A 12,451-nucleotide genomic window follows, 5' to 3' on the forward strand; every position below is an offset into this window, starting at 1 on the left:
GGAATGATGAATGTAAACGTTGTTTTTAAACAGCAAGAACTAGGAAGAAAGGCTGCTTATTTACACCAAGTGAGTAGAGAAAGATGAAATGGATAATGGTTGGGGTTTTTAATAAAAAACAAGCTTAAAATATTGAATTGTTTTCATGTATTATGTATAATTTAATTAAGAAAGATAGGAGCTAGTTTTTCGGAGTACGCTCGGCTAAATAAAAAAACCGATACTTGATAGGAGCAGTTTTTCGGGGTACGCTCGGCTAAATAAAAAACCGATAATGATGTATGCGAAGACACTTACAAATTAGTAAGTGTCTTTTTTGCGTTTAAGGGGAGAGAATGATGAAAACAGGGGATTATGTCCAAATAAGAGATACTTATTTTACAGATCATGAAGATTTGAAAGAATTCCTTATCAATAAAGAAGAAAGAAGATTATATGTTGGGGTCATTGTGAAGATTGATGATCAAAATGCATGTATTCCCTTCCGCTCAAAAACACCCAATAATGGTCGGGTAGCTGCAAGAGGAACAATTCCAATCCCTTCTAGTACTAGACCTGAAGCGTGTTTAGATTTAACTAAGACTTTAATTATTAAAGAAGAATCTTATTTAAAAATCCTGGATGAAAAAACAATTAAAATACCTGAGTCACAAAAGAAAAAAATTAATGAAAATATAGATGAGATACAAAAAAAACTTGATAAGTACCTGGAAGGATATAAAAAAGCAGAAAAGTCTGGTCGTATATCAAGGGATGCATTATTTAAATTTAGTACTCTTCAAAATTACCATGAAGAATTAGGGATAAAAAAAGAATTTAAAGTAGAAAACGAGAAAGAAAAAGATAGCAATGATTCCAAAGTAGAGAATGTGCAGAAGGATCAGGAGAGACAAAGAAGATTAGCATATATGCGCCAAATGGGGCGTGAGAGATAAAATTATAACATAGCGCTATGTTATAATTTTAATCGTTATGTGAACATGTGTAAATGTACACGAATACACATTTACACATGTTCACGATGTTTTCAAGGAGTAGCATAATCAATGCTGCTCCTTTTTTATATACAAAATCTAAAGGTGGCGATTTAAATGGAGAAGTTACAAATTGCAAAAGAATTACTAGCAAATAGCTTGAATATCTATATAAAGACAAAAATAGAAGAATATATTTTTCATTTTGAAGATCTTGAAAGTGGAGTTTATTGCAATAAAAAAAAATCGTGAAGATGACTCACTGATTCGTTTTCACAACTGTATTACTTATATACACGAGATAGGCTTTAATATAAAGGGCTGGACGTTGTATGAAATCCCTATTTATTATTCTCATTGTTTTTATAACAAAAGTATGGGGAAAAGGTTTGATTTAATGGTATTAAATATCGGTGAAGTAATACCAGCCTATTTAGATTACTCAGAAGAAAAAGTTGCTGAAACAATAGAAGAAGCGATAAAAAAATATATTTATTAACGGAAAAGTAAATTAAGAGTTATTAGTGTAAAAGGAGTGCATAGCGCTATATTATTTTTACACCAAATGTGAACATGTGTAAATATACACGAATACACATGTTCACATATTCCCGATATTTTCAAGGAGTAGCATAATCAATGCTGCTCCTTTTTTTATATAAAATTTTAGTTAATGAGAGGAAGTAAAAACATGTCAGTATTAATCCTAGCAGAGAAACCGAATCAAGCGAAAGCATATGCTGAAGCATTCCCGAAAGTTGAAAAGAAAGAAGGTCATTTTTATGTTCCACCATGTACTTTATTACCAAGCGGAGGAAATATCACTTGGGCTTATGGGCATTTAGTAGAATTGAAATCTCCTCAGGATTACAAAAAAGAATGGGAAAAGTGGGATTTATCACAACTACCAATCTTACCTTCACGTTATGAATATAAAGTGTCATCTGATAAGAAAAAGCAATTTAATATCATAAAGAAATTAATGAAGGAAGCAGAAATAATACAAATTTCGACAGATATCGACAGGGAAGGGGAAGCAATTGCAAGGTTGATAATCCAGGAAGCTGGATGTACACATAAAAAGATAAAACGCTTATGGATCAATAGCTTAGAAGTAGATGAAATAAAAAAGGTTTCCAAAACTTAAAACCAGGAGAAGATTTTGAAAGTATGTTTGAGGAAGCGCAAGCTCGTCAACTTAGTGACTGGATTGTTGGGATGAATGCTAGTAGGTTATATACGCTCCTTTTACGTAAAAAAGGCGTTCAAGGGGTCTACAGTGTGGGACGATGCCAAACGCCAGCATTATGCTTAATAAATAAGCGACAACAGGAAATCAAAAACTTTAAGCCAACGCCTTTCTTTGAATTAGAAGCACAATTTACTTCTCCAAACGGTGTATACATGGGGCGTTATAAAGAGAGATTTGCCACTAAAGGAGAATTAATTAGCTTGCTGCAGCAACATAGTCTTTCTGAAAATAACAATCAACAAGGCATGATTAAATCTGTAGAAGTAAAACCAAAACAACAAGAAGCACCCAAATTATTCTCTCTTTCTTCTATACAAGCTTTGGCCAACAAAAAATATAAGTATTCACCAGCTGGCGTTTTAAAAGGGATTCAGGAGCTATATGAAGCGAAATTAGTAACATATCCTCGTACAGACTGTAATTACATTACAGAGGGTGAATTTGAGTATCTAAAGAATAATTTGAACGGTTATCAATCCATTGTAGGTGTAAATTTTCAACCACATTCATTAACTGCAAACAAGCGCTATGTCGATAATAAAAAAGTCCAGGAACACTATGCAATTGTATTAACTAAAAATGTACCTTCAAAAGAAACGATCGCAAAATTGACGGATATACAGAGGAATTTATATATGGAAGTTTTAAAAAGTGTATTAAGCATGTTCCATTCTCCTTATATGTATGAAGAGACAGTTATAACAAGTGATTTGAACGGTCTGTTATTCACCACAAAAGGAAAGGCGGAAAAGTCCTTAGGATGGAAAGAGTTATATGTGACGGATAAAATTGAGGAAGAGGACGATCAAGAAAAAGCATCCATGTTACCTGTAGTAAAACAAGGGGAATTTGTCCAGGGATTAGTAAAATCAAAAGAAGGTGTGACTACGCCACCTAAACCATATACAGAGGGTCAATTGATTACTATGATGAAAACGTGTGGTTCTTCAGTAGAAGATGAGGAAAGCAAAGATATCCTTAAAGAAGTAGAAGGATTGGGTACGGAAGCAACTCGTGCCGGTATTATAGAAACGCTAAAAAATCAAGGCTATATAGAAGTGAAGCGTAATAAGGTAAATGTTACACCGAAGGGAGAAATAATTTGCCAATCTGTTCAGGGGACGTTATTAGCAAAACCTGAAATGACAGCGAAGTGGGAAGGGTATTTGCGAAAAATCGGTAAAAAACAAGGTTCTAAGGATGTGTTTGTTAGTCAAACTAGTAAGTTTGCAAAGGATCTAATTGAAGGGGCTACAAAGTCCATTGCTGGTCTGGAAATAGATAATAAAATTCAAGAAATGAAATCAAAAGATACGATTGGTAAATGCCCGAAATGTGGGAAGGAAGTTGTAAATCGTAAAACTTTCTATGGGTGCAGCGGTTATAAAGATGGGTGTAAATTCTCAATTCCAGGAGAATATTTAACTAAGAAAATTTCAGAAGCAAATGCAAAGAAATTATTAGAAGGAAAGAAAACAGGATTAATTAAGAAGATGAAAGGCAAATCAGGGAAAGAGTTCGATGGTCATCTGAAACTTACAGCATCGGGGAGACTGGATCTTGAATTTGCAGCAAATAACAAGAAATAAAAAAGTTCTTTACTCATTCAAAAATACAATGATGGAAATGAGGGTTAGCATGTTTGTAAATTTTAACTTAAAAAGCATTGAAAACGGTGATATAAGAGTAAATATAGAGAGCGCAAACCATGATTTAAAACATGTCATAGAATGTTTTAAAGAAGAGAGCTTCAATCTTTCGAAATGGTACTTAATTGAAATAGCAGCTATTGAAAGCAAAAGGGTTTATTGTTTTAAAGACTCTGAGAGTCACTATGTAGATATGTTAATTGATGCAAATAATCAGGTGACTCCAAATTATTTTAAAAACCATGACGTGGAACAATATAGTTTGTTTCAAGCAAAATCAATACGAGAAGCAATGCGATTATATGAAGTTATTTACAATTCAATTTAATATAAAGACAATAAGAAATAAGTAGGTTAGTACTAATAAAAAACCTAGCAACAGCAGTTGCAGGTTTTTTACGTTTAAAGTGAACGAAGGATAGTATCTACTAAAGTAGATGTTCCGATAATTAAGGAAATAACTTTCTCAAAATCACAAGAAAAAGCTAATTCTATATTATCTTCACTTTTCTTAAAGGAAAATTTAAGCAATACGATCACCACCAATTATAAAAGTTGGCGCATTTTTTCGTATTGTTCTACTGAACATAGATAATTTTACTGAATTAAATTATTTCAGTCAATAAAATAAGTACCATTGACAGTAAGGGGAGAAAAGAATTGAATATACAAGCAATGCTACAAAAAGGTAAATGGGTGTTAATAGCAACTGGACTAGCGATTTTGTCCAGTTTGCTTTTTTCATACATAAAGGCGAGTCTATCAATCGGAACTGGAAATGTGGCGAATGTAAATCAAAAGATAGAAATTAATCTCTTATATGTATTGATACCTGTATTGGTTGCTCCTGTGATAGAGGAATTCTTATTTAGAAAGATTTTGCCACTTGGATTAGAAAGATTGATAGAACGGATCAATCGAACAACAGCAATTATTATTGCTAACGGTATCTTTGCAGCAGTTCATTTTGACTGGTTTTTCTTCCCTTACTTTGTAAATGGTTGTTTATATGCATGGAGTTACGAAAAGACAAAGGATTTGAAAGTCCCTATGTTAGCTCATATTTCATATAATGTATTTGTATTTTTTAGCAACAAGCTTTTTGGTTAATTAACATAGCGCTATAGCAATTATTTAAAAAAGGACTTCATAACTACTTATGGAGTCCTTTTTTGTATATAGGAGGTACAAAAAAATGTGTAGTAATATTATTCATGCAAACCCTTTTAAAAGTAGTTTTCGTTGGAAAACTGCTGATATTGAAAACTGCGAATTGAAAATGATGGTCTTCTGTTCCAACTGTAATGAAATATCAGAAGCAGTTGAAGTACAATCAGGCAGACATAGATATTCCTGTCCACTATGTAAAAAAAGAATTATAAAATTACATAAATCAGATACATATATTACAAAAGTGTATAGTAAGGTTTTTGACTACGAAGAGAAAGTGGTTTTTAGCTGCGCCTTTCATCATCATATTTTAAAATTTAATTTTAATAAACGTAAGATGCGTAAAATGTCCGTACTGTACAGATATAATGTAACTCATAATAAAATTACGAAACAAACTTATTTAGTAAGAAAAGCAAGTAATCCCAAAAATAATAAAATAGCAAATATAACATATGGATGTATTCCTAGAAAATGGAGTTTGATATGGTCGCATTTAGAGTATATAGAACAAGATTCAGTTTGGAAGGAGTTTAGGGAAAGTTTACTTCCCTCTTGGTTTGATTTGGATAAAGTTTCAGGGATTCGTCAGTTTCCATTCTATTTAAGGTATCCACAATTAGGCATGTTACCTTTGGAATTAACTCTAAATATAAAATTCCGACAAGAATTAAAGAAAGCTAGAGGGAAACGAGAAGAGCTGTTAACGATTCCTACTAAGCAAATAGCAGTTTTGGAATGGCTTACCGATAAGAGAATTACAAAGATAGAACGAAAAATTTTATTAGAAAACCCTAATTTGATTTTTATGTATAGAATGGCAGCGGTTTTATTTGAAAATGTAGATGTTAGACATTATTTTTTAGCTGATTTACTAAAAAGGAAGTATTTAAGTGATTCAGGAGATGCGGAATATTTTAGTGAAGCTATTATAGACGATTTATTTAAAAAGAGATATGTATCAGCCTTTTTAAGTGTCAAAAAGCATTTTGCAAATGAGAAGAAATATGCTAAGGATTTACTTCAGTTAATAAAAGTGGATAGGAATGATCCGTATGGAATGATTGATATTTTTTCTTACATTAGGGATATTGAGAAGATGGAAAAGGAACTTTGTAAAGAGATTCCAGGCTATCAGTTACCACCATTCCAAACATTAAAATCTTTCCACGATACTTTAGCAAAGGACTATAAGAAGATCCAAAATAAATGTATTAGTATAGAATATACAGAAACCGAAAAAGAAAAACTACAGTTTGATACGCCAACACATCATTTTAAACTAGCAAAGAGTAATCATGAATTAGTAGATGTAGGATCTAAGTTAGGGATATGTGTAGGTTCATATTCTTCATATGCTATTAAAAAAGAATTGTTTATTGTATTGATGGAAGATAAGGAAACGAATACTGTAACACACTGTTTGGAAGTGGATAATGGTAAGAAGTTAAAATTGGTACAAGCAAAAGGAAAATACAACGGTCTTCCTAGTGAAGAAATCAGCAATATGATTATGGAATATTCTCAAGAAAAAGGGATAGTAATTGATACTTATGATATTACCTCGACAGTGACAGCTAGTTAATTTTAGCGATACAGAAATATATGGTTACTACTAAAATAAAAGACTTTATTTTAATGAAGTCTTTTTTATTTAACCCATATTTTGTGAACATGTGTAATTGTGTAAATGTCCACATGTGTAAATTAATCATTGAAATGACAGTTTAAGCATTGTATAATAGCACTAAGGAATACGGATTTGTGAACATGTGCATTTGTGTAAATGTCCACATTTACACAAATGCACATCAAGGAGGAATTAACGTGGAAGAATATGAAGCTGAATATGAAGAACTATATGCATGTGAGTATTGTGGAGTAGGGTTTATGGAAGGTGCATATAACAATGAAGTTTGTGATAACTGTGCGATAGAACACGGTCTTTTAGATTAAACAATATATATAAATGTCGAGTCGATACTATAGCTCGTATTAGGTGAAAATGGGCTATAGTATTTAAATCAAAGGAGTGGGGAAATGAGTACACAATATCATTTTGATAATATGATTCTTACATCTAGAGAAGCACTTAAAAATGCAGTGGAGAATGATTGGTATAAAAAGTATAACCAATATATGATTCAAGAATTTTTTTACATAGGAAGACAATTTGAGCTTAATGGGATCACGTATGAGGTCTTGAGTAACTATGCTAGAGAATCACATGTAGAGAGGTGGTTATATCTTAAAGCGATAGGAGAAAACTCTTATAAAGCTTGGATAAGTCCTAGAAAGGTATTATTTGAAGAACCTAGTTTAAAAAAAGAGTTGGATGAGGGGTTGGAAAGAGCAAATATATTCTTAGAAATAAACGAGAATCACGTGCAAATGCAATTGTTTCAATAAAATGTATACAAGGGTGGTCAATTGGCGATATGGATAGAGATGATATGAGGATTCTTTTTGCGTATGTAGTTATAGCTTTGGTTTTTGCGGTTATGTTTTTTGCTTTGTTTATTGATGTGTGGACATAAAAAATTGAGGATAAAACAAGTACAAAATAGTTATTGTAAAACATTTTGAATATAGGTGGTTAAAATTATGAATGAAGATAAAGGTAGACTTATTGATAGTTGGTATGTTGTTTTTCTTCCTAGTTTATTTATGGTGCTATTGTTTACTTTGCAGTACTTGTTTAATAAATTTACTGATCTTTTGATAGTATTGTTTAACTGAATTTTATTATAAGAGTGTTATTATTTATCTAGGTATTTTAAAGATAAGGTTAGTAATTTGAAATTACATATTTAAATTTTATTCTATATTAATTTATGGTTATAAGAGTAGTTCAAGTTATGGCAACAGTTCCTGGTAAATATTTAGTGAAAGGAGAAATGAAGATTGAGTAGATTATCGAGAAATAGCTCTCAAAAGTATGGGAATGAAGCCACATTCTACATGTTAATTTTTGTGGTGATGGCAGTGTTGATTATTTGGTATGGATTTTGCGCACCTGCAATCGAAATAGAGAACAAGCAAAAAAATAGAAATATAGAAATTGCTGAAAAGTTAGTAGAAAACGAATTAAATGTAGGTAAACAAAGTTATGATATGGAGTTAAGGAACGATAGATCAAAGGATTTGCTGAATAAATGGACAGGTGAAAATGTTGAGTGCTTTGTTTTTACAAATGGGAAACGTTACAAAGTTATATTTGATTCGAAATTGGTAAATGGACTAGATACATATGAGATAGTCAAAATTAAGAAAATGGTAGAGCAGAGTTAAAAAATGGCTATTTAGATGGAAATATATAATAGTTTTAAATAAACAGGTAAAAACATAGCGCTATGTTTTTACCTGTTTATTTAGTATATAAGTTAATTATTAGAATGACTTAATTGTTCGAGTTCATATTCCAATGTCTTTATATCTTCAGCTTTTTTCATTTCTTCCCTGGCGTTTAATTCTTGCTCTAATCGTGCTTTGGGTTCGCTATTTATATATTTTTCGTTTTTGTCTTCTAATAATGTTAATTCTTCACCGGTAGCAGTATGATCTTCAACAATTCCACCACATTTTTCAGCTATCCTCATAGCGCCATGTTTCTCTAAGAAAGGAAATGCATGTGTTTTATCGTTAACAAATTCATAACTGAAAGTGGATTCATCTTCTTTCTTCCTTAATAAGCCACCAGCGTAATACATTTCTCCTAATTTCACTAGCCAATATGTTAGTCTTTTATCTTTTAATGGGTTCATTATTGATGTTCTCCTTTAAAGTATCTAGTTTGGTATAGCGCTATATTACTATTTATTTGGTTCTATTTTTATCATTTGAATTTGAAAAATGTCACGGTCTGTTATGCCCAGGACTAGCATTTCATCTTTTAATGAGCGCCAGGATTCAATCTTGATAGATTTATTCGTTCCATCTAATAAAGTGTATTGATGGATATAATATGATTCCTCATTTTTCTTCATTAATAAACCTCTGTTTTCATTAAATTTAATGATTTTTTGTAGATGTGTAAAATTTATATATTAAGGGGAGAGTGTGAGTCTGTAATTGACTCGCTTCGTTTATAGTAATCGTAATATCTTTTTAAGGATAAATTAGATTTGAATCCTATTAGCTGCATGATTTGTTCAGGTGTGCTGTTCTCTTGAATTCTTCTTAAAATATAAGTGTTTCGAAAATGTTGAGAAGAAATTCCCTTTCGGAGATTAGCACGTTTCACTTCTAAACGAATCATTTTTTGTATTGATATTTCAGTTAGAAACTTTGGTGCATCATTATCATAACTCCAATGATAAGTCCCACGTGTAAAATCAAAAGCAATAAATAGTGGGTCATTGCTGTGATATTTAGGACGTACAGGTTCAGGGATAGTTTTATAGTAACTGTATAAGTGTAATTTATCTTCTTCCTTCAAATGAATGGTTCTATTTACTTTTGAGTCTTCAGGAATCGATAAAGTGTTATTTTCAAAATGAACATGTACCATTTGCAAAGAAACAAGTTCTTTTAAGGATAGTCCATAGTCCAGGAGTAATGTAACGATAGAAACGTTTCTTTCTAATATCATTGGGCGTGTTGATAGTTGTTTTTCTGTAAGGCCTTCTAGAGAAGAAATGACTTCTTTTAAGCGCCTTTCCTCATGGAATGAAACAAAATCTTCTTTACGTAATGCCCGATCAGGTGGATCTATTTGAATAACTCCTTCAATGGGGCTTGGTAAATCTAAGTATTCGTACAACCTATTTAATACAATATATATACGGTGTACAGTTTTGTCAGAGTACTGCCGATCTTCTTTTAAGTATTTGAAAAAGGCTTCAAAATCTTTTTTATGAAGACATTCAAAAGTATTACTTTCACTGAATTTTTTTGATCGATGCAGCCATTGAATGAAACTTTCTACATCATATATATATCGCTTAATTGTTGAGGGCTTCCTTCCCTTACTTAATAAATAAGAAGAGAAGCCTTGTATTATATCCTGGTTTCTTTGCATGAATATTATCCCCTCTATTATTTTTTAAATTGCCCCTCGTATTCCTTAACAACTTTGTAAAAATGAGTTTTTTTCATGTTACACATCTGCATAGCTTGTACCGCTGTAATATTACAAGCTTTCCACAAACGGTATGCTTCATAAAATTCTTCTGGAATATCTTTTGGTTTTCTCCCTAACGGTCTACCTTCTTTTTTTGCCAATTCAATTCCTTGTCTTTGGCGTACTTTGTTTTTTGTTCGCTCTTCTTCTGCAAGCCAGGACAATATTTGTAGTACTAAATCAGTAATTAAATTACCGAGACTATCTTTATATTTCGTTGTATCTAGCAATGGCATATCCAATACAATAATATGCGCCTTAATATCCTGTGTGATTTCTTTCCATTCTTTTAAAATTGCTTCTTTATTTCTTCCAAACCGATCTAAAGAATGGATATATAAAATATCGCCTTCTCTCAACATCCTTTTTACTAATTGATACTGATCTCTGTTATAATCTTTGCCACTTTTTTTATCTATAAAAATATCACGTTCACTTTCTACATGTTTTTTAATATCTTCAATTTGTCTTCCCTCATTTTGGTCTTTGGTACTTACACGAACATAACCAAATTTCTTAATACTCATTATATTCTTACTCCTATTACTCTCTTTTTCATTAATTATACCATTTTACGTTCGTTAATTCCTGTTATAAAAAAGGACGTTCACTATTATGGATTGAAGGCTTTTATGAACGTTGATTTTGTATGTATTAATACTGGACTTTAAAGTGTACCTTTCAGGATAGTTGTAGTTAATTTTTGATGTAATCTATCGTGTGAAAAATTCTGCTTTTAAAAATGATTTTATATTTTCTAAAAACTAAGAATCATAATACACACAATCATTATAAACGACATCTTGTCTGATAAACGACACAGTGTCTGATAATTTTTTTGACACCTGATATTATTCGCAATGGGGAATTAAATATATAGGAAAGTAGGGAATTTAAATATATAGAAAGAGGGTGTGTGATTTATGAAGAAAGAAAAGCGTAAAAAAAGCCACATCGAAGGAAAAGCGAAAGAACAAAAAGAGAAAACTAGTTTGGAAGAAAAAAGAGATCGCAAGTTTGATAGGGGGATACGAATTACTGACATAGCGGTGAGAATTTTAATGTGGATATTCAAAGATTAATATAGTGGTACATCGAAAATAAAGAACCTTTTTAAAAAGGTTCTTTATTTTTAATTGCTCGTTACTTACAAGTAACGTATAGTAGAAGAGTGCGTTATTTATAGGTAACTAGAGGTGATGTGGATGTTATTTATGCTAGAAGAAATTATGACACCAAGAGAAGCGTGTGATCGTTGGGGAATAACACAAGATGCGCTGCGAATGAAATTGGGAAGAGCTAAAAAGGAGGGAATGGTAGATAGATTAATTGAAGAGGGGAAAATGAAATACTATAAACCAGAAGGGAAACAAAGGGGAGATTGGATTTTAACGGTTGAAGCAATGAATGTACTATTCCCCAAAAATATAATAGAAGATTGATGTTTTATATAATAGAAGAAACAAGATAAAGTAAGAGTGATAAGAAAGGGTGTATATTTTTGTTTAAGGAAATCGTTGGAGTTAATTCGGATATAAAGGGTGATGCTAAGCTATGGCGCTATATGGATTTTAGTCAGCTAGTAAGTTTAATATCTACTGAATCAATTTATCTTCGTAGATCCGATAAATTTAAAGATGTATTTGAAGGTGTGCTATTCAATTATGGAGTGCAAAATGCACGTGAAGATATAGAAGCGATGTTTTCGGAAGCTGGATGCAGTGAAAGATTTATTCACGCTCAATTAGAAAACGCAGAAAAAGTAGCAAATAGTGTGATGGAACGGGACGAAAAAAAACAGAAAAAATGTATTTGTAAATTGTTGGCATTCAAATGAGTATGAATCAGCGGCTATGTGGGATTTGTATTTGAAAAGTAATGAAGGAATAGCGATTCAAACTACTTTTGATAGACTTAAACAAAGTCTAAATGTGTGCAAGGAAGATATTTTTATTGGGGAAGTAAATTACATAGATCACACTAAACAAAAGAATTTAGTTGAAAGTTATCTTGAGCCATTTTTCACAAAGAGAATTTCTTTTAAACATGAACAAGAGGTGAGATTGGTATATGCATTAACACCTCATCATGAAGAATATGTTGAAAATCCAGTTGAGAAAGGAAAGTATATTCAAGTAAGTATCACTGATTTAATTGAGCGTGTATATGTATCTCCCGATGCAGAACCTTGGTTTGTAGATGTAGTAAAAGTAGTGCTTAAAAAGTTCAACATAAATGTAAAAGTTATTCATTCGGATTTGTATAAAATAAAATAGAAGAGAAT

At 31.6% G+C, this 12,451-nt stretch carries 14 protein-coding genes and 3 pseudogenes; 13 read left to right on the forward strand and 4 right to left on the reverse strand.

Annotated elements, in window-relative coordinates:
* The first annotated feature begins 338 nt into the window (after nucleotides 1–338).
* The 9 genes and pseudogenes from HMPREF1014_RS27660 to HMPREF1014_RS27695 all read left to right on the forward strand — a co-directional run bounded on the left by HMPREF1014_RS27660 (nucleotide 339) and on the right by HMPREF1014_RS27695 (nucleotide 8,336).
* Nucleotides 339–935: a type III toxin-antitoxin system ToxN/AbiQ family toxin gene (locus tag HMPREF1014_RS27660; protein ID WP_000847745.1), complete on the forward strand. Its 597-nt coding sequence runs from the start codon at nucleotides 339–341 to the stop codon at nucleotides 933–935.
* A 156-nt stretch (nucleotides 936–1,091) separates the two neighbouring features.
* Nucleotides 1,092–1,473, forward strand: a pseudogene (locus tag HMPREF1014_RS27665) (hypothetical protein).
* 192 nt (nucleotides 1,474–1,665) lie between these two features.
* Nucleotides 1,666–3,815 (forward strand): annotated as a pseudogene (locus HMPREF1014_RS27670) (type IA DNA topoisomerase).
* A 49-nt stretch (nucleotides 3,816–3,864) separates the two neighbouring features.
* Nucleotides 3,865–4,203, forward strand: a complete 339-nt coding sequence (locus HMPREF1014_RS27675; RefSeq protein WP_009327695.1) for a hypothetical protein — start codon at nucleotides 3,865–3,867, stop codon at nucleotides 4,201–4,203.
* Nucleotides 4,204–4,535: 332 nt separating this feature from the next.
* A pseudogene (locus tag HMPREF1014_RS27680) lies at nucleotides 4,536–4,989 on the forward strand (CPBP family intramembrane glutamic endopeptidase).
* Between the two features lie 81 nt (nucleotides 4,990–5,070).
* The gene (locus HMPREF1014_RS27685; RefSeq protein WP_000337187.1) at nucleotides 5,071–6,630 is read left to right on the forward strand and encodes a PcfJ domain-containing protein; all 1,560 of its coding nucleotides are present in this window, start codon (nucleotides 5,071–5,073) and stop codon (nucleotides 6,628–6,630) included.
* A gap of 242 nt (nucleotides 6,631–6,872) precedes the next feature.
* A complete protein-coding gene (locus HMPREF1014_RS32385; RefSeq protein ID WP_000393362.1) occupies nucleotides 6,873–7,001 on the forward strand; it encodes a hypothetical protein in 129 nt (42 codons plus the stop codon).
* An 84-nt stretch (nucleotides 7,002–7,085) separates the two neighbouring features.
* Nucleotides 7,086–7,454, forward strand: a complete 369-nt coding sequence (locus tag HMPREF1014_RS27690) for a hypothetical protein (protein ID WP_000107413.1) — start codon at nucleotides 7,086–7,088, stop codon at nucleotides 7,452–7,454.
* A 495-nt stretch (nucleotides 7,455–7,949) separates the two neighbouring features.
* Nucleotides 7,950–8,336 (forward strand): hypothetical protein, encoded by a 387-nt coding sequence (locus HMPREF1014_RS27695; protein WP_000088931.1) that lies wholly within the window; start codon nucleotides 7,950–7,952, stop codon nucleotides 8,334–8,336.
* Between the two features lie 92 nt (nucleotides 8,337–8,428).
* Here HMPREF1014_RS27695 and HMPREF1014_RS27700 read toward each other — a convergent pair whose 3' ends face one another.
* From HMPREF1014_RS27700 to HMPREF1014_RS27710, 4 genes are read right to left on the reverse strand one after another with little or no spacing between them, the layout of a single operon-like run.
* Nucleotides 8,429–8,809 carry a hypothetical protein gene (locus HMPREF1014_RS27700; RefSeq protein ID WP_001068696.1) on the reverse strand — a complete coding sequence of 127 codons (381 nt, stop codon included), beginning with the start codon at nucleotides 8,807–8,809 and terminating at the stop codon, nucleotides 8,429–8,431.
* 48 nt (nucleotides 8,810–8,857) lie between these two features.
* Nucleotides 8,858–9,031, reverse strand: a complete 174-nt coding sequence (locus HMPREF1014_RS31805) for a hypothetical protein (RefSeq protein ID WP_000739174.1) — start codon at nucleotides 9,029–9,031, stop codon at nucleotides 8,858–8,860.
* A 53-nt stretch (nucleotides 9,032–9,084) separates the two neighbouring features.
* Nucleotides 9,085–10,065 carry a tyrosine-type recombinase/integrase gene (locus tag HMPREF1014_RS27705; RefSeq protein ID WP_001189508.1) on the reverse strand — a complete coding sequence of 327 codons (981 nt, stop codon included), beginning with the start codon at nucleotides 10,063–10,065 and terminating at the stop codon, nucleotides 9,085–9,087.
* A 17-nt stretch (nucleotides 10,066–10,082) separates the two neighbouring features.
* Nucleotides 10,083–10,694, reverse strand: coding sequence for a recombinase family protein (locus HMPREF1014_RS27710; protein ID WP_000023349.1), 612 nt, complete (start codon nucleotides 10,692–10,694; stop codon nucleotides 10,083–10,085).
* Nucleotides 10,695–11,090: 396 nt separating this feature from the next.
* Here HMPREF1014_RS27710 and HMPREF1014_RS31810 point away from each other — a divergent pair, with 396 nt between their 5' ends.
* The 4 genes from HMPREF1014_RS31810 to HMPREF1014_RS32395 all read left to right on the forward strand — a co-directional run bounded on the left by HMPREF1014_RS31810 (nucleotide 11,091) and on the right by HMPREF1014_RS32395 (nucleotide 12,443).
* The gene (locus HMPREF1014_RS31810; RefSeq protein ID WP_000711808.1) at nucleotides 11,091–11,249 is read left to right on the forward strand and encodes a hypothetical protein; all 159 of its coding nucleotides are present in this window, start codon (nucleotides 11,091–11,093) and stop codon (nucleotides 11,247–11,249) included.
* Nucleotides 11,250–11,372: 123 nt separating this feature from the next.
* A complete protein-coding gene (locus HMPREF1014_RS27715; protein ID WP_000898265.1) occupies nucleotides 11,373–11,609 on the forward strand; it encodes a helix-turn-helix domain-containing protein in 237 nt (78 codons plus the stop codon).
* 59 nt (nucleotides 11,610–11,668) lie between these two features.
* On the forward strand, nucleotides 11,669–12,004 hold the full coding sequence (locus HMPREF1014_RS32390) for a hypothetical protein (RefSeq protein WP_009327698.1): 336 nt from the start codon (nucleotides 11,669–11,671) through the stop codon (nucleotides 12,002–12,004).
* Between the two features lie 31 nt (nucleotides 12,005–12,035).
* Nucleotides 12,036–12,443 (forward strand): DUF2971 domain-containing protein, encoded by a 408-nt coding sequence (locus HMPREF1014_RS32395; RefSeq protein ID WP_255344407.1) that lies wholly within the window; start codon nucleotides 12,036–12,038, stop codon nucleotides 12,441–12,443.
* The last annotated feature ends 8 nt before the right edge of the window (nucleotides 12,444–12,451 follow it).

The sequence above is a fragment of the Bacillus sp. 7_6_55CFAA_CT2 genome (genome assembly GCF_000238655.1).
Lineage (GTDB): Bacteria > Bacillota > Bacilli > Bacillales > Bacillaceae_G > Bacillus_A > Bacillus_A cereus.